Consider the following 18,199-nt stretch of genomic DNA (forward strand, 5'->3'; position numbering starts at 1 on the left):
TTCCAGCGGATCCTTCAAGGGAGCATATTTTTCGACATATATCTCGACGCCCTTACCCATTCCCATTTCAAGAACTCTGCGTCGCAAAGCACCTATTCCACCCACCCGAACAATTGTTGCGCGTTGACCTTTCTTCATCTCACTTAATTTCATACTCTTTTTTCCCCCATTGATCCTCCCGGGTGAGCCACCAAAGGCATCGCAACGCCCTTCGGCCTATTAAACGATCTCGACAATAATTTTCCCCGCCACTCCCTGGCCCAGCACATAACGCTTGCAGTCAACGGCTACGACCAGCTGCCCGTTGCCCATATTCGTAATGACGTCAACAATATCGCCCAGCCTCATCCCCATGGTCATCAACCGCATTCGCACACCGGACCCGCCGGCAAATTCCCTGATGACCACTTTTTCACCCTTTTTCGCCATGGTCAGCGGCATGAGCTGCATCTGCTGCTTCATACAATCGGAACAAAACCCGTAGGTCTCCACTTTATGCTGCACCATATGAAACCCGTGAGCTGCCACCACTTTCACCAGGAGACGTTCCAGCTCGTCATCCTTGAATTCCACGATCCTGCCACATTTGGTACACACCATGTGATCATGATGATCCCCCAGATGATGATGCTCAAACCGGACCAGGCCATCGTCAAACCGTACTTTCCGGGCAAATCCGTATCGACACATGAATTTGAGTGTATCCCGGACAAATTCGATCGAAAATGAATACCCCTGCTCGTTAAGTATCCGGCTCATCTCGGCAACCGTCACATGACGTTCGCTCTGAAGAAAGACTTCCAGTATTTGATACTTTTCATCTATCTGATCAACGACTTCATTCTGAAATAATTTTTTAAACTGCTCTTTTTCACGGGAATGTACCTGTTCCATATCGTAACCCTTTTTTCACCTATCGTTGCTGCAATACTTTACAGACTTCTTAATGTCTGTCGGCCAGCTGCAGTCCAAACCGCAGCATAAATCATTTTCAGTTTCCGGTAAAACCCCCGATGTTTTTCAGTCAATCCGGGCATCCGTGCCGGTCAAATCCGTCCTCCCTATGATATCGGCAGCCTCAGACTAAAGCGGGCGCCTGTGCCGGCGGTATCGTCAAGGTCCAATGTGCCGCCATGTCTGCGGACAATTTCATGACTGATATATAATCCCAGCCCGGTGCCCTGTCCCGGGGGTTTGGTAGTAAAAAACGGTTTGAAAATATCATTTCGGATATCTTCACCGATGCCGGACCCGTTATCACTGCAATCGAACACCACCTGATTTTTTTCGAAATCAAACCCGGTTTTCAGCCGGATCTGCCCCTGGATGTCCGCTACCGCCTGAATGGCATTTTTGATTATATTGAGAACAACCTGCCCCAGCTCACCGAAATTTCCCTCAATTTTCGGCAGATCCCGGGCATAGTCTTCACGGATTTCAAGATTGAGATATTTATACTGGTTATGCAATATCCGGAGGGCATCCTGAACGACCGAATTCAGCAAAACAGGTTCAGAGTATACAAGGGTTTGCCTCGAAAGGCTCAGAAGACTGGCGACAATTGCCTTTGCCCTGCCCAGTTCCCTGTCCGCAAACTGCAGGTCATCTATCAGGTATTGATAGGAATCATTCGTTTCCGTCCCTTCCTGAAGATCTTCAATGGTGCTCTGGACCAGGCTTTTCACGCTGGACAGGGGATTGTTCAGTTCGTGGGCCACGCCGGCCACCAGCTGCCCGATCGCCGCAAGACTTTCAGAGCGAACCAGCAGTTCCTGAGTCCGCTCTTTTTCATCCAGTGCCGCCTCCAGTTCCCGGGTTCTTTCCTGCACCTTTTGTTCCAGATTTTTATTCAGGTCTTCAACCAGTTTATAGGACCGGGCATTTTCAACGGCCATGGCACTTTGACTGGAAAGCGTCAGCAACAAATCCAGATCCTCCTGGGCAAACAGATCTCCGGACCGTTTTTCCCCTAACGCAATAAATCCGTTCAGATGGTTTTTATACCGCATGGGCAGAACGATTTCGGCACACAACGCGTCCATATCTGTCAGCACTTTGTCAATTCCGGAGGCTGAATGACGGGCGGAAAAACCGGCCCGGGTGACGGCATGATGATGCAGGCCCATAAACCGGATCAATGCCGAGTCCCCGGAGATACAGGATACGCCCGGATCAACTCCATCTCCCTGTACCGACAACCGGATAAAATCCGTTCCGCCGGGAGGGGTCACAAAAAGCGAGCAATGGCAGACCGGTATTGTGCTGGATATGGTACGGGTGAGCCTCTCCCCGATTTCATTCAGATCCAGAACCGATACAATCAGTTGACTCACCTGCCGGATGGTTTTCTGAAAATCAAATTTTTCCTTGAAACATATCCGATCGATAACCGTCTGCACTTTCGTCTTCAATGGTCCGAATATCAATGTAATCAATAAAAAAAACAATAACGGACAATAGAGGGTATCGAAAAAATGCATATTTTTAAACAATCTGTCAGCCAGAACGATCAACAGCGCGTACGCACCCGTCAGGGCCGCGGTGATCAACGAGTACACCAGCCCTTTTCTAACCAGATGACCGGAATCAAACAGATCATACCTGAAAAGACCGACATAGAATATCAGCAGCGGAATAAAGCTCAGATTTCCGGGAGGATAGACCGAATAGCCGAGGATCGGCACCACATTCAGCCCGTTCATCAGGCCCATGCACCCAAACCCGAAAAATACATACGAGAGCTGCTTTTTACGGACGCTGCTCTTCTCTGCTTTAATTTGATCGGAAATGAGTTTGAAGACATATACGACGACCGCAATCCCGCCAATTCCAAAAAAAGGATAGATCATTCCGGCCCTTGCAAAAAATCCGAACGGATGATGCTGCATCGTCTCTATGTATAGCGGGGTCGGAACAAAACACATCAACAGGAAGGCATACCCGTAAGCGAACCGGACCAGTTTCTCCCGACCGGTTACATTAAGATATTCATGGAAAAACTGTATATATATCGGAAGCAGATAAACGAGAATCAAATGATCAATCCGGCTGTATCGCAGGGCCTTCTCGGCCGAATTCGCATTAAAGGCATATAAAATATCCAGATAAAGAAAACAGCCGCAGACACAGATCAGCAAAAAAAGAATATTCTGTTTTGTCCGCCTGGCACGAAGCAATGTCCACACGGCAAGGCATAAAAAACAGCTGAACGTCAGTAAGGGAGGAATATTGTATAAAACCGTCATTTTTTTTCAAGCATTTCGTGTGCATGGTCCAGCGTGGTTTGTGTAATATTTGTGCCGCCCAGCATTCTTGCGATTTCCTGAATACGTTCCTGCCGGGACATCTCAGCAATCATGCTCTGCGTCCTGCCGTTCAATACCTGCTTGGATATTTTGTAATGATGATGACCGAATTTTGCGATCTGGGGCAGATGAGTGATGCAGAGGATCTGATGCCAGGCGGAAAGTGCCAGAAGCTTTTGCCCCACCAGCTCAGCGGTTCCGCCCCCGATTCCTGCGTCAACCTCATCAAACACAACCGTTTCAACCGATTCTTTGTCTGCCAGAATCGCCTTCAGCGCCAGTACGACTCTGGACAGCTCCCCTCCCGATGCGATGGCAGAAAGCGGTTTCAAATCCTCACCCGGATTCGGGGCGATCATAAATCTTGCGGTATCGATTCCGCTTTCACTGATACGGCAGCCCCCGGTCTTCAGCCAGCGCGGGGCCTTTTCATCGGGATCAGAGGATTGCAGGAAAACATGAAACCGGGTATGAGCCATTTGAAGGGAGGCCAGTTCCGTTTCCACGGCAGCTGACAGACTGGCGGCTGCCTGCTTCCTTTTTCCGGAAAGTTCGTTACACAGGGTCGCCAACTCGACCGATCGACTTTCAAGCCGGCTTTCTGTGCCGGCTATCTGTTCGGACAGATTTTCCAGCCCGCCCAGCTGCCTGTCGATGATCTCCAGATGGGACAGCACCGAATCCACTGACCCGCCATATTTTCTCTTCAGCCGCCGGATCACATCCAGACGATTTTCAATTTCTTCCAGACGGTTATCATCCGCCTGAAGGGTATCCAGATACCCCCGGAGCCGGTGTGCAATATCCTCCAGTTGATACACCGTGTCTTCCAGCGCTTTTGCCATATCGGACAACTGTGAATCGATCCGACTGGCTTTTTCGATGAGCCGGGCATTTTCAACCAGCTTTCCGATAATGGCCCCCTCGGCGCCGTAAAGCATTTCATAACTGCTGCCTACCGACTGATAAAGGGTTTCGGCCATTTTTAACCGTTTCATTTCCTGCTCGAGATCAACATCTTCGCCCGGCCGAAGCGAGGCGGATGTGATTTCATTTTTCTGAAATTCAAGCAGATCCGCTTGTTCGGTCTGGCGCTGTTGAACACTTTTGAGACTGTCCAGATGCTGGATTAACGGTACAATCTCATGATAATGCTCTGCCACCGATGCCCTTAACGGCAAAAGGCCCGCAAATTGATCCAGCGTCATCAGGTGCTGATCTTCCTTCAGCAATCCCTGATGCGCATGCTGACCGGATATGCTGGCAAGGCAGCCGGTCATCCGGTTTAACATCTGAATGGTGGAAAGGCGGCCGTTGATGTAAATGCGGTGCCGATCGTTTCGTGAAATGATTCTCCGGATCAACAGATCGTCGCTCGCTTCAAATCCCAGCTCCTGAACAATCTGCAGCACGCTGCTTTCCGGATGGATACTGAACAATGCCTCCAGCTCCGCGGCCTCGGCACCCGTGCGTATCAGACTGCCGGAGGCCCTGGAGCCCAGCAGCAGATTGACCGCATTGATGATAATGGATTTGCCGGCCCCTGTTTCTCCGGTCAACATGGTCAGACCGTCAGAAAAACAGATGCGAAGATCATCAATAATGGCAAAATTTTTAATCGATAGTTCAAGAAGCATAAGGACGATATATCCCGAAAAGTCAATCCATAAGGGATTCAACATCCCGATTACCGGATGAAAGCAACTGATGCGACAGTTTCAAGACATGACAAGATGCCTTCTCTACGTCAGACGCTGTGCAGCCAAAAACCCCTTCTCAAATGCGTTCAGGTTGGATTCAACAAACTGCTTTTTGACCCGGGTTCGAATGGCTTGTTTCACGCACTCGGATGATAACGGCAGAATGCCGGTTTGAATCAGCGAGCCCAGAAGAACCGTATTGACCGCCATCACATTTCCGGCCTCTGTTGCAAGGGATACGGCATCGTAGGCAATAAGCCTGGAGATTCCGGTCCGAATCTGATTCTGAATCATCTCGACATCCGGATAAGTCCCCCTGCCGATGGCTACCGTAAACGGGGGCACCGGAGCAAGGTTGGTTATCACGACGGTCCCGGGATTGCATTTTTTCCTGGCCCGGAGCGTTTCCAGCGGTTCAAAGCCCACCAGCACATCGGCCTCCCCGTCTGAAATAATGCTGCTGCGGGCATCGCCGAAAACCAGCGCCGATTCCACCACGCCCCCTCTTTGCGCCATCCCGTGGATCTCACTCATGGAAACCGGCACATTGCATAAAAGCGCCGCTTCCCCGAGAATTTTGGAGGCAAGAAGGTTCCCCTGCCCTCCAACCGCTACGATAATCAATCGAGTTGTATCCATTGTTTTACATCCTGATATAATTAAATTTCTTCGGTGAAAGCATCATTTCCCGCCGTCACATGACCTTTTCCGATTTGCGGATTACTTTTTCAGCGGCAAAATAGCATGTTCCGGGCAGATCTGCGCACAGACCGAACAGCCGGTGCACATGACCGGATCGATGACGACCCTGCCATCCGTAACGGAAAAAGCAGGACAGCCCAACTCATTGATACAGGTTCTGTGGTTTCTGCATTTTTCGCTGACATAAAACGCCCCGCGACCTGGTTTTTTGATGCTCCTGGCGTACAGGTGGCACATTTCTCTGGAGATGATGACCGATACCCCCTGAAAATCAAGCGCCGCTTTGATGGTTTCAACACTCTTTCTGACATGATAGGGTCGGATCACACTGACATGAGGCACCCCGATGGCCCGGACAATATTTTCAATTGAAACCCGGCCATATCCGTTCATATTCAGATTTTTCATATCCACGCCCGGATTGGGCTGATGACCGGTCATTGCCGTGGTTTCATTGTCTAAAATAACCAGCGTAAAATTATGGTTATTGAACACGGCGTTAACCAGGCCCGCCATACCGGAATGAAAAAATGTGGAATCGCCTATGACGGCGATCACCTTTTTTCCGGTTACCCGGGAAAATCCGCACGCCGTTCCAATCGATGATCCCATGCAAATCAGAAAATCGCCCATCGAAAGCGGGGGCAGAAAGCCCAGGGTATAGCAGCCGATATCATTCGGGCATATGATATCCATTCCTTCCGCCGCTTTTTTGATCGCATGGAATGTGGCCCGGTGAGAGCACCCGGCACACAGATTCGGCGGACGCTGAGGCAGCTCAGGGATGCCGGAAAGATCGACCGGGGCAGCCGGTTCGTATGCAACATCAAAAAAAGTGGCAATCGTTTTTCTGACGAGTGCCGGATCATATTCATACAAACGGGAAAAAAGATTTTCTCCCTTGCCGGCGATCGTGAGTGGCAGTTTTTCCTCCTGAGCAAATGCCTTGATCGTCTCCTCCATCAATGGCTCGCCTTCCTCAACCACCAGCACTTTTTCACATTTTTTTAAAAACTGCTTGATGGTGGCCTCCGGCAGAGGGTGTGACAAGCCGATCCGGAAAACCTTGACTTTCGCCTCAATGCCCAGATCTGAAACCGCATCTGACACGTAATTATAACTGACGCCGTTGCAGACGATGCCCCAGGCGCCGCTTCCCTGCGTAAAATTCCAGACGCAGCGCTCGGAAATCTGTTTTGCTTTTTCAAGCCGGGTCAGCAGTCTGGCATGAAGCTTTTTTGAAACCGCCGGCACAGTGACATAATTCATCGGGTCCCTGACAAAATCCCCCTGCACCACCGGGGCATTTATTTTCCCCAGTTCAACAACGCCGGTGGCGTGATTGAGCCGGGTGGTCGTTCTCAGAATGACCGGCTCCTGAAGCATTTCGGACAGTTCAAATGCATAGGCCGTCATATCTTTGGCTTCCTGAACCGAGGATGGCTCCAGAACCGGAAGCCCGGAAAACTTTCCATAATACCGGTTGTCCTGCTCGTTCTGACTCGAAAACATAGCCGGATCATCGGCCGTAACAATCACAAGTCCCCCTTTGACCCCGACATAGGCCAGCGTCATCAGAGGGTCTGCAGCCACATTCATTCCCACGTGTTTCATGACACACATGCTTCTCACCCCTGAATTGGCCGTGGCCGCGGCGACCTCAAGCGCGACTTTCTCGTTGGTGCTGTATTCAAAATACAGATCGGTCTCTCTGGATATCTGAAAAAAATTCAGCGTAATTTCTGATGAGGGCGTCCCCGGATAGGTTGTGGACACACCTACCCCTGCTTCAACAGCACCCCTTGCAATGGCCTCGTTACCCAACAGCAGCATCTTCTGCCCCGATTTATCGGTCAGCAACCTATGCATAATTTTTTCCTTGAATTTTCTGACATTTTAAAATCAATATGGTAAAAGTTTAAACGTTTAGTTAATATATCAACACGGTTTTTTGTGTAAAGGATTTTCTGACCCCTTTGGCGGATAAAACACACCGCAGGGGGGATACGAATACAATGGCAACGGGTTCTTAACAAGGCCGCACAATTTACCCGGGCGCAGCCAATCAGCTTGCCGGACCCAATCAAAAAGTCTTTACAAAGGCCATTTCATGCTTTATATGATAACCTGATTTTAGATGACTACAAAAACATATTTTTTCAGTATACCTATAGCGGGTTGGGCTCTCAAACGCCCCGGAAGTACTTTCTGAGATTCGGCAGTGTTTCGGGCTTACGTCTTAACAGCAAGGGCCTGGACGAAGATTCGATATTTTTTTCTGGAATAAGGGAAACGGGATATTCACCCCGTGTTGCCCTGCGCCTCCGGGAAAACCGGCTGTTTTCAGAAGCAATTGAACCAATTGCGGTATATCGGATCGACATTTATTCTAAGTGAAGAGACCATGAAAAATCCTGTTTCTCTTGTTATTGCCACAACCAATAAGGGCAAGACAGAAGAAATTAAAAACCTGTTGGCTGACTTTCCAATAACCGTCAAGAGTCTGGAAGATTTTCCTCCGATGCCGGCGGTGATTGAAGACGGACAAACATTTGAGATAAATGCCTGTAAAAAGGCCGTTTTTATTTCAAATATCCTGAGACTTCCTGCCCTGGCCGATGATTCAGGCCTGGTAGTAGAATCTCTGAGGGGATCGCCCGGTATTCATTCAGCTCGCTATGCCGGCGAAAATGCAACCGACGAGCAACGCTATACAAAGCTTCTGGATGATATGCAAGGCGAAACCCATCGCAAGGCCGCCTTTCGATGTGTTATCGCGATTGCCGTGCCCAACGGCAAATGTCTGACATATTCTGCAGACTGCGAAGGGTCAATCACACGGTATCCATCCGGCGCCAACGGTTTCGGATATGACCCGGTTTTTTATTATCCACCGCTCAACAAAACATTTGCCGAATTATCCCGGGAAGAAAAAAATTCCGTCAGCCATCGGGGAAAAGCCTTACAAAAGGTTAAGGAAGATTTCCGGAACGTGCTGGCATGGATCAGCCGGGACACGTCTTCGTCATCAACAGAAACCAGACAAAATGAACCCCATGCTTGAAGATTTAATTCGAAAAACCCGAAGTTGCCGACGGTTTTATCAACATCATATGGTGTCTCATGACACCTTAACCGCTCTGGTCAACCTGGCGCGACTCTCAGCATCCGCATCGAATCTGCAGCCGATAAAATACATTCTCTCCTGTTCCGAACGCGTCAATGCCGACATATTTTCCTGTCTCGGATGGGCGGGGTATCTGCCGGACTGGCCGGGTCCGGCAGAAGGCGAGAGGCCTGCCGCGTATATCATCATGCTTCATGACACCACGATCAGTTCCGAGCCCGGATGTGACCATGGAATTGCAGCGCAAAGCATGATGCTGGGTGCCAGGGAAACCGGCCTGGGAAGCTGCATGATTGGGTCCATCGACAGAAACCGCCTCAGAGACATACTGGACATACCGCCCCATCTGAATATTCCGGCTGTCATCGCACTGGGCAAACCCAAAGAAACCATCGTTCTTGAAACAATCGGTACTGAAGAAAGCATCCGGTACTGGCGTGATGATCAGGGGATTCACCATGTCCCTAAACGGAAGTTAAATGATATCATTCTGAACCGGTTATAGACCCGGTCCATTCAGAAGCCGCGCGATCGACTGCCGGAATTGACGGCAGATTTTTTTATCTGTACGCTCAAGTAACGAACGCCTGAAACGTCAGATTTTGAAAGATAAAATTAAAATTTCTCCGGATTCAACGCGACGCAATCAGCCAGCATTTAACGTTGCTGTCAAATTTGAATCCCGTCAATGTTCGGTTGACGAGACCGGTGTATCCGTACCTTATTTCTCAGATACGCTGATACACGATCTCCAGCACCCGTTTCAATCATTTTTTAACCACAAAGGAATTTAAGGTGAAAGCAATGGATTTTAAAGTTTCGCTTCATCAGATCATTGAACAGCACAATCAGGTTCAAATCAACCCTCAGCGTGAGGAAGCGATCCTGAAGGCTGTGGAGCACAAAGAAGCACTGATTTCGGCGAACGGATGCCTGAGTACATGGACCCCGCCCGCCTCTACCGGAAGATCTCCCCGAGACACCATGATCGTTCGCCATCCGGGAACAGAAAATCGTATTGACTGGGATTCCCCCAATAATATCCCGTGTGATCCCGAAACGTTTGAAATGCTCTGGAATGACGCGCTTGATGTTCTGAAAGCCAAAGAACGCATTTTCATCACGGACCGGGTGATCGGAGCCGATTCGGCCTATGCCCTTCCCGTCCGGACCGTTTCCGATCAGGCAACCACCGCATTGTTTACGCTCAATATGTTTCGTCCGGTCCAGGACGATATCGCCGCCAGCATTTTTGCCGATAAAGGATTCACATTGCTGGTCCTGCCGTACGACAAGGTGGATGCCGGCCGCTACGCCGGCCGTCTCAGAAAACTGCCCGACGGCAGCACTACCAACATGGCCATCGTCATGGATTTTGACAACCGCATCGGTCTGGTATACGGGTCGGCCTATGGCGGCAGTGTCAAAAAGCTCATGTTTACCGTCATGAATTATTACCTGCCGTTTGAAGGCATCCTCCCGATTCACTGCTCAGCAAATGAAAACGAAAATCAGGAACTTTCTTTGTTCCTTGGACTGTCAGGCACAGGCAAAACCACATTGTCGGCGGATGCCAGCCGCGCCCTGCTGGGCGATGATGAACACGGCTGGAGCAGCAACGGCATCTCAAATTTTGAGAATGGCTGTTATGCAAAACTGATCAATCTGGATCCGGAAAAAGAGCCTGAAATCCACCATGCCGTATTTCACAAAGACAATTATTTAAAGCATGGCGCTATTGTGGAAAACGCCATGATGTACCCGAACGGAACGTTCGATCTGTTTGACGACCGGCTTACGCCCAACAGCCGTGCCTCATATCCGCTGACATTTCTGAGCAACATCAAGCCCTCATCCACCGGCGCCCATCCGAAAACCATCGTATTTCTGACGGCAGATGCAAACGGCGTCATCCCCCCGGTTTCACGCCTGAACCCCGAGCAGGCCATGCTGTGGTTTCTGATGGGATATACCAGCAAACTGGCCGGCACCGAAACCGGCATCATCGATCCGGTCTCCACATTCTCCCGTTTTTTTGGTCAGCCCTTCATGCCGTGTATCCCCAACATGTATTCGGATCTGCTCGGAAATAAAATGAAAGAGCATAACACGCAGGTATACCTGATCAATACCGGATGGAGCGGTGGCCCGTACGGCATCGGAAAACGCATTGACATCACGGTTACCAGAAAAATGGTGAATGCGGCACTTGACGGACAGCTTGAGAATGTTGAATACACCAGTAACCAGCAGTTTCATCTCGACGTGCCGAAAACCTGCCCGGGAGTTCCATCGGAAATATTAAATCCGGAAAACACCTGGAAAGATAAAGCCGCCTATCAGGAAAGAGCCTCAAAACTGGCAGTAGAATTCAGTCAACATTTCGATAAAGCATACGGAAACAAGCATCTCGATGAAGCCGTCAAACGCCAGTGCCCGGGAAAATGATTCCGCATCTTTAACTCCGCGTTCCGCTGAATCGCACGCTGATTCCACCCCTCCTGGATCCATCATCAAGGTCATCTGCAGCCGACGAATGCTGGTGACCTTTTTGATGGGGTTTTCCTGCGGCCTTCCGCTCCTGCTGACCATCAGCCTGCTTCAGGCATGGATGAAGGAAGAGGGGGTGGATCTGGCTGTCATCGGAATGATGTCTCTCGCAGGCCTGCCCTATACGGTAAAATTTCTATGGGCGCCGGTGATGGATCGGTACACCCTGCCTTTTCTGGGCAGGCGGAGAGGATGGCTTCTGATCGTCCAGACTGCTTTGATGGTGTCCATTGCCGGCCTGGGAATGACCCATCCGGGCCGCTCCCCCTGGCTGGTGGCCTTCGCCGCATTTATAGTAACATTTTTCAGCGCCTCTCAGGATATCGTGGTCGATGCGTACCGGAGAGAAGATCTGCCCGATGAACAGCTGGGTTTAGGATCATCCTTTTATATCAATGGCTATCGCATCGGAATGCTGGTTGCCTCCGGCGGCGGTCTGATCATAGCCGATTATATTCCCTTTAAAGCCGTCTACCTGATCATGGCCGCATGCATGCTTCCCGGAATGATCACCACCCTGCTGACTCCGGAACCGGCCATGGATCAAGCCCCGCCGGGCACACTGGCAAAAGCGGTTTTTGAACCCCTAACCGAGTATTTTGCCCGTCCGGAAGCCGTCACGATACTGGTCTTCATTCTGTGTTACAAAATCGGGGACACCATGGCCAGTGCCATGACCACCCCGTTTTATCTGGATATCGGCTTTTCCAAAGCCCAGATCGGTTCGGTCGTCAAGCTCTTTGGATTCTGGGCGACCATCGCAGGTGGATTTCTGGGCGGAGTCTTCATGCTCCGAATGGGAATTACCCGGGGCCTGTGGGCATTTGGATTTCTCCAGGCCATTTCTACCGCCGGCTTTGCCATATTGTCCCAGATCGGCTATAATATGTTTGCCTTATCTGCCGTGATCGCCTTTGAAAACCTGACCAGCGGAATGGGCACCGCCGCTTATGCGGCATTTATGGCCAGCATTACCAATAAAAAATTCACCGCCACTCAATATGCGCTGCTCTCAAGCCTTATGGGAATTCCCAGAGTCGTTGCATCCGCGCCCACCGGATTCCTGGCAAAAACATTCGGGTGGACCGCCTTTTTCATATGCTGTACCCTGATCGCCATCCCGGGGATGCTTCTGCTGATCAAAATCGCTCCCTGGAATCCCTGCGCATCAGACGATCACTGAGGGCCTCGGCCCTCATACCCGAAAAACAGCCCGGCCCCCGCTGATTATCAATCCGGACCCGGCCTGAAATAATTTCAGGCATTACAATATATATTGCATCATACACGGAGAAAGCACACCATGACCGACACGATTAAAAAAGCACCTTCTGCTGACAAGGCCGTCCGGCTATATCGGCAGCGAAAAGAAATTTTGAAGCTGTCTTCCGAAAAAGCCCTTGACAGTATCCTGAGCTGCGCCAATCCGACAGAACTTATCCGGTCGTTTCCGGAACAGGATTTTTATTTCATGATCCATGATATCGGTCTTGAGGACTGTCTTCCCCTGTTGTCCCTGGCATCCGATCAGCAGTGGGAATTCATTGTGGATATCGAAGCGTGGCAAAGAGACAAAATGGAAATAAAATCCCTGTCCAAATGGCTGAACCAACTTCTGCACGCGGATTCGAAACGATTTATCAAATGGTTTCTGGCGGAAAAGACAGAATTCATCGAGCTGTATCTGCTGAAAAACATTCACGTCATCATCAGAGAACATGATCAGGACCCATCGGATTTCGATGACGACTATATCACACTGGACGGTACCTATTATATTAAGGTTCAAGATGCAGAATTTGATTCTGACATGGATAAGGAAGCTGAAGAATCCCGGCAATCTTTCCTGAAACACTTTATTGAACAGCTTGCCGCTTATGACCATGTCACCTATCAGAATGTGCTGACTGAATTTGCAAGTGTGCTCTCGGCAGAAGCCGAAGAAGAATCCTACCGGTTCAGAAATATCCGACTGGCTGAAAAAGGGTTTCTTCCCTTTGAAGAAGCTATAGGCGTATACCAGCCGGTATCGCCAGCCGAAGTGGGAACGATGGGGAAAAAATTATTATCCCATCCCCGGCAGGACTATCGCAGTGCCGTGGCACAGTATCCGGCAAATCTGCTCAACCGGGACAATCTGTTTACAACCGCCCTGTCATGCATTGACAACGAAGATATCCTCATTCAGCTTCAGTCGGAATTTGCCGGACTGTGCAATCAGATCATTTCCGCGGACCTGCGCCCGATCCGCTATCGCGAACAATTAAGCGCCATCGTCAAAAAAGCCGGCGGATATATCAGCATCGGGCTTGAGCAGTTGACCGGACAGCCCGGGACACCAGACACCTCCCGGATCGCATCGCTCATCAGAACCTGGCCGCTGATTCAGATTTTCAGAATCGGCTATGGCGCCGCCCTGAAACTAAAATGGAAGACGGAGCGGTGGCGAAAAGGATGCTGGTTCCTGAAACAGGGACTGCCCATCGCCTTCTGGGGAGAAGAGTGGATGGGGGTCCTCGGCGGGCTGTTTGTAAAAAAGCCCCTCTACTTTGACAACTACCGGACAGGGACTGTTTACAGAGAATTTTCTTCGACAGCGGATATCGCCGCCACCGAACAGATACTGAACCATATCATCGCCTTTGACGAGCTGTTTTCGAAAATGCCCGTACTGAATCATCATCCCGCCCACAAAGGATTTTTAACATTCAAATCGCTGCTGCTGACCATCTGGGCCCGATCCGAGGAAGGTCTTTCCGAAGAACTTGCCCCGATTCCGTTTGATACGTTCAAACGGTTTTACAGCCGGTTGTTCACCGGAAAGGCAAATTCTGATGCCGCAGAAACCCGCCGGACCAGCCTCCGGATAAAAGAATCCCTTCTGCACTGGCTGTCGGATAAAACCGGGTTGACGATCGATGAGATCAGCGAAAAGGTCGGCCCGATACTTGAAACGCTTTTCGATGAAATTGAAACGGAATACGGACGGGTATCTGAAAAAGATCTGGACGCCCGTTACAGCAGCATGTTTCTTGTAAAAAAATAACAAAACCACAATCCTGCGCGCCTGGTCATCTTCAGGGAGCCCGACTGTCGGTCTCCCTGCATGAGCATATCCCAACACTTACACTTTTCTTGGTACCTGTCCGGTGAAGACTGAATTAAAAAAACAGGGGGGACATCCTATACCCTTCAATTTTTTGTAATATCGCCAAAATTCAATTGACACGCAAAATTAATCTTCATATAGTTTCAACTTAAAAAAATAACGACTTATGACACACTGACATATTTATTATGCAAATTTGTCATGCTGTACCCCGTATCAGAGCCTGCACCGGGGGACGCTATGCGCAACTAATTATGTCCTTGTGTATAAGCAGATTCAAGCACATGGTCACATACGATGTTTGATCATAATTCAGGAAATCCCGCAATGTCCAAAAGACGCTCATTATGAATTTCAAAAAATGGCTTAACAAATTCTCCCTTGAAAAACAGGGGCTCTACTATAAGCTCTCAGTTATATTCGGCCTTTTCTTTCTGCCGCCCATTGCAGGATTCTTGTACTTCGCCGTAAAGTACGATATCCTGAAGGATGAATACATACCCATTTATTTCATAGCATTACTCCTTCTTTCCCTCTTCGGCTTCACCATGCTTCGCAAGGGGTTCGACGAGATCGTCGATTTATCAAAAAACATATCTCAAACAATCACGGAGGATTTATCGCTTGTTCAGATTCCCCAAGCGGAAGATGAATTGAAGGGCATCGTCCAATCCTTCCGGACCCTTGAACGTGAATTGAGAAACAGCTGCATGAACCTGAAAAAAAAGACATCAGAGATCTCAGCTCTGAAAGAACTCTCCGATCTTTGCTATATGACATTCAACACGGATGACTTGCTTTATATCACGCTGGAACGGGCCTTAAAACTATCCGGTGCGGATATTGGATCTGCCATGATTCTGGAAAAGCCGAAGAGGGATGTCTTTGTTATCGAGGCCAGCATCGGCCTGGGCGAAATCGCAAAAAAGGGGGATCGCCAAAGCTTTGCCGATAGCATTGCCAAGTATGCTGTGATCAATAAAGCCCCTCTTCTGGTTGAAGACATTGAAACGGACATACGCTTCGGGCGTCCATCCCAATCCCAATATTGCACGAAATCGTTTATATGCATGCCTTTAAAAACGATTAACGAAGTCATCGGAGTGCTGACTATGTCCCGAAGAAAAACGGAAAAACCATTCACACCGGAGGATGTGGATATCCTTATCCCCCTTTTGAGCAATGCCGCCTTCACCTATGACAACCTTCGCCTCATAAAAGAAAGCCATGACAACGCCACCCGATTGAAAACCCTGGAGAACCTTTCTTCGCTTATCAACTCAAGTTTCCAGGGCAGTGAACTTCTTCACGCCATGTTATCCGAAATAAAGAATGTGATTCCCTACGACATCGCCATCATCATGACCCGGGATGAAGACATCAACCCGTCGTTATCCATTGTGGATCTCCTGGCTTTTGTTCCTACCAACCTGAACAAAGGGCACTCGTACCTGTATGAGGGGACGATTCTCGACAGGTGCATCAAGCATCAGAGGCCCCTGATTCTCAACGAAACCGGCAGCTTGACCCACCCGGTTGAGAAGGAAATTTTTTCGGGTCATATCGCACACACCGTCACGTTGACGCCATTGAAGGTGGAAGGACTTGTGACGGGTATTCTGATTCTATGCAATGTTCAGAATGCCTCCTTGACAGGCAAGGAGGCATTAATAGAAGCCATGGCAGATAACCTTTCCCGTGCCATCGAAAAAGAAAAATTGCTCATTGCCTTTGCTAGAAGAAGCCAAGAACTGGATACGCTCAGACAAATTGGCGGTGCGCTGGCTGCCTCTACCTTCGATATAGACAAGGTTCTGCAGAATACCATGGATATCATTCAGGTCATTATGGATGTTGAAGCCGGTTCTTTAATGCTTATGGACGGAAACGAACTGGTATTCAAAGTAGCCTTCAATATCATTGCCAATGTTGACAGCCTGAAAGGAGTCCGGTTCAAACTCGGGAAAGGAATTGCAGGTTATTCCGCAGCCAGGGGCGAGTGCATCATCATCAAAGATGCAAGTGAATCCAAATATTTCCAACCGGATTTCGACCTTTTGACGGGCTTTAAAACCCGATCCGTCCTGTGCGTCCCCCTTATTTCCCAGGGGAAAGTCCTCGGCGTAATCGAGGTGCTGAACAAACGCCGGGGAGAATTTACGCAGAGCGATCACGAGCTTTTGCAGTCCATTGCCACAACAGTCAGCATCGCCATGGAAAACACACGTCTCTATGGAGAAACCCTGACCATGGCTGAAAAGGAACGGTCCATCCGCAACATGTTTCAAAAATTCGTGCCCAAGGAAATCATCGATAAGATCACATGCGGCGCGGAAGCAAGACCCGTCATAGACGAATTCAAGATCATCACCCTCCTGGACATCGATATCCGGGGCTATTCTATTCTTTCCCATAAAATTCGCCCCCAAAAAACCGTGGCCATCCTGAATTACTTTTTTGCCGCCATGGGGGAAATCGTCTTCAAGCATCATGGAATCGTGGACAAGTATCTGGGGGACGGGTTTCTGGCCCTTTTCGGCGCACCTGTCTCAAGTCCCTCGGATACCGACAACGCCATCTCGGCGGCACTTGAAATGCAAAAGGCCATGGAAGATGTTACCGATTATCTTCAGAAACACTTTGGCACCTCTCTGACCATGGGGGTCAGTATCCATACGGGCGAAGTGGTCGTGGGCAATATCGGCTTCGACAAAAAGATGGACTATACGGTGATCGGAGACTCCGTCAATTTCGTCTTCAGGCTTCAGTCGTTGTGCAAACCCTGGCCAAATGGCATTCTCGTCAGTGAAAAAACCTACGATGCCTGTCAATATCCCCTCAATGTTGAAGAAATCTGCCAATATGCACCGGACAATGATTCGAAAGAGCTGAAAATTTACAGGGTAATTGGCCAAGACAAGACAAATTAAGGGAGACGCCCATGAAATTATGCGTTTTCATCCATTTCGGGGCTTAACCTCAGCTCCTCAATGCGTCTTGAGGAACGTCCCAATTAATTCCGAAAGGCTCCCCTATTTTGCCCGGATAGCTCTGACATTCCGGCCTTCGCAGCGGCAGATAGTTGCATGCATCCTTCGTATTTTGCTGATATATATATCCTTGCCTGTTGTTGGGTGATGGGTTTGCCCGACACTAACACCTCCATTTTGAGTAGTTTTAGTTGCCGGGGTTTTATCACAATTAACCGGACAAGGTAATTGTCGCACAATACGTAGCGGAAAAACGAATAACAGCGCTGTGCCGGTCATTTACGGGGATTTAAGGTATGGCCTTTATCAGGCCGCCCTGATAGCCTCTTACCATAACGAGCACTTTCAACGAATTTATCATCGGATGCTTAAAGGTCGCGAGGCTGAGCGAGATATCAAGACCAAAAGGAGAGTAAAACTGGCCGCTAAAATGCTGATCATTGCCTGGACATTAATGAAGAAAAACGACGTATTTGATTGTCCCTGAAAACTCCCCTCATCACTTCATGATTTGGAAGAAACGCCCATGCATAGCAAAGGATTCCAGTATCGGGAAGCAAAGTTGATAGTCGATCTAAAGAGAAATGGGGGTAACTATTCAGCGAAAAAACAAAAAGTAGCTAAAAAAAGACTTGACAGGGTTTTTCTGAAAAATTTTAAAATTCAACTTGATATGACTTTATTGTCGTATTCCGATAATAATGAATCTGATAGGG

At 49.1% G+C, this 18,199-nt stretch carries 13 protein-coding genes; 7 read left to right on the forward strand and 6 right to left on the reverse strand.

The window, feature by feature from the left end:
- The 6 genes from PHQ97_14875 to iorA all read right to left on the reverse strand — a co-directional run.
- On the reverse strand, positions 1-153 hold a 153-nt coding region (locus PHQ97_14875; GenBank protein MDD4394016.1), incomplete at its 3' end, for a FeoA family protein.
- A gap of 66 nt (positions 154-219) precedes the next feature.
- Positions 220-894, reverse strand: a complete 675-nt coding sequence (locus PHQ97_14880) for a transcriptional repressor (GenBank protein ID MDD4394017.1) — start codon at positions 892-894, stop codon at positions 220-222.
- Between the two features lie 167 nt (positions 895-1,061).
- The gene (locus tag PHQ97_14885; protein MDD4394018.1) at positions 1,062-3,245 is read right to left on the reverse strand and encodes an ATP-binding protein; all 2,184 of its coding nucleotides are present in this window, start codon (positions 3,243-3,245) and stop codon (positions 1,062-1,064) included.
- A complete protein-coding gene (gene recN / locus PHQ97_14890) occupies positions 3,242-4,942 on the reverse strand; it encodes a DNA repair protein RecN (GenBank protein MDD4394019.1) in 1,701 nt (566 codons plus the stop codon). Before recN ends, PHQ97_14885 begins: the two co-directional genes overlap by 4 nt.
- Positions 4,943-5,047: 105 nt before the next feature.
- Positions 5,048-5,644 (reverse strand): indolepyruvate oxidoreductase subunit beta, encoded by a 597-nt coding sequence (locus PHQ97_14895; protein MDD4394020.1) that lies wholly within the window; start codon positions 5,642-5,644, stop codon positions 5,048-5,050.
- Between the two features lie 81 nt (positions 5,645-5,725).
- A complete protein-coding gene (gene iorA / locus PHQ97_14900) occupies positions 5,726-7,576 on the reverse strand; it encodes an indolepyruvate ferredoxin oxidoreductase subunit alpha (protein ID MDD4394021.1) in 1,851 nt (616 codons plus the stop codon).
- 535 nt (positions 7,577-8,111) lie between these two features.
- Here iorA and PHQ97_14905 point away from each other — a divergent pair.
- The 7 genes from PHQ97_14905 to PHQ97_14935 all read left to right on the forward strand — a co-directional run.
- Positions 8,112-8,771 carry an XTP/dITP diphosphatase gene (locus PHQ97_14905; GenBank protein MDD4394022.1) on the forward strand — a complete coding sequence of 220 codons (660 nt, stop codon included), beginning with the start codon at positions 8,112-8,114 and terminating at the stop codon, positions 8,769-8,771.
- Positions 8,755-9,339, forward strand: a complete 585-nt coding sequence (locus PHQ97_14910) for a nitroreductase family protein (GenBank protein MDD4394023.1) — start codon at positions 8,755-8,757, stop codon at positions 9,337-9,339. Before PHQ97_14905 ends, PHQ97_14910 begins: the two co-directional genes overlap by 17 nt.
- Before the next feature lie 299 nt (positions 9,340-9,638).
- Complete coding sequence (locus PHQ97_14915; GenBank protein ID MDD4394024.1) at positions 9,639-11,282, forward strand: phosphoenolpyruvate carboxykinase (ATP); 1,644 nt, start codon at positions 9,639-9,641, stop codon at positions 11,280-11,282.
- A complete protein-coding gene (locus PHQ97_14920; GenBank protein ID MDD4394025.1) occupies positions 11,248-12,567 on the forward strand; it encodes an AmpG family muropeptide MFS transporter in 1,320 nt (439 codons plus the stop codon). The genes PHQ97_14915 and PHQ97_14920 overlap by 35 nt, the downstream gene beginning before the upstream one ends.
- Positions 12,568-12,687: 120 nt before the next feature.
- Positions 12,688-14,430, forward strand: coding sequence for a DUF6178 family protein (locus PHQ97_14925; protein MDD4394026.1), 1,743 nt, complete (start codon positions 12,688-12,690; stop codon positions 14,428-14,430).
- A 410-nt stretch (positions 14,431-14,840) separates the two neighbouring features.
- Positions 14,841-17,423 carry a GAF domain-containing protein gene (locus PHQ97_14930; GenBank protein ID MDD4394027.1) on the forward strand — a complete coding sequence of 861 codons (2,583 nt, stop codon included), beginning with the start codon at positions 14,841-14,843 and terminating at the stop codon, positions 17,421-17,423.
- A gap of 586 nt (positions 17,424-18,009) precedes the next feature.
- Positions 18,010-18,199, forward strand: a 190-nt coding sequence (locus PHQ97_14935; GenBank protein MDD4394028.1) for a hypothetical protein, incomplete at its 3' end; no start/stop codon positions are given.

This window comes from Desulfobacterales bacterium (assembly GCA_028704555.1).
In the GTDB taxonomy this organism is placed as follows: Bacteria; Desulfobacterota; Desulfobacteria; order Desulfobacterales; family JAQWFD01; genus JAQWFD01.

Coding starts and splice junctions, on each gene's coding strand:
- PHQ97_14915 (MDD4394024.1), top strand. CDS start 9,639: ATGGATTTTAAAGTTTCGCTTCATCAGATCATTGAACAGCACAATCAG.
- PHQ97_14885 (MDD4394018.1), bottom strand. CDS start 3,245: ATGACGGTTTTATACAATATTCCTCCCTTACTGACGTTCAGCTGTTTT.
- PHQ97_14920 (MDD4394025.1), top strand. CDS start 11,248: ATGAAGCCGTCAAACGCCAGTGCCCGGGAAAATGATTCCGCATCTTTA.
- PHQ97_14905 (MDD4394022.1), top strand. CDS start 8,112: ATGAAAAATCCTGTTTCTCTTGTTATTGCCACAACCAATAAGGGCAAG.
- iorA (MDD4394021.1), bottom strand. CDS start 7,576: ATGCATAGGTTGCTGACCGATAAATCGGGGCAGAAGATGCTGCTGTTG.
- recN (MDD4394019.1), bottom strand. CDS start 4,942: ATGCTTCTTGAACTATCGATTAAAAATTTTGCCATTATTGATGATCTT.
- PHQ97_14880 (MDD4394017.1), bottom strand. CDS start 894: ATGGAACAGGTACATTCCCGTGAAAAAGAGCAGTTTAAAAAATTATTT.
- PHQ97_14925 (MDD4394026.1), top strand. CDS start 12,688: ATGACCGACACGATTAAAAAAGCACCTTCTGCTGACAAGGCCGTCCGG.
- PHQ97_14910 (MDD4394023.1), top strand. CDS start 8,755: ATGAACCCCATGCTTGAAGATTTAATTCGAAAAACCCGAAGTTGCCGA.
- PHQ97_14930 (MDD4394027.1), top strand. CDS start 14,841: ATGAATTTCAAAAAATGGCTTAACAAATTCTCCCTTGAAAAACAGGGG.
- PHQ97_14895 (MDD4394020.1), bottom strand. CDS start 5,644: ATGGATACAACTCGATTGATTATCGTAGCGGTTGGAGGGCAGGGGAAC.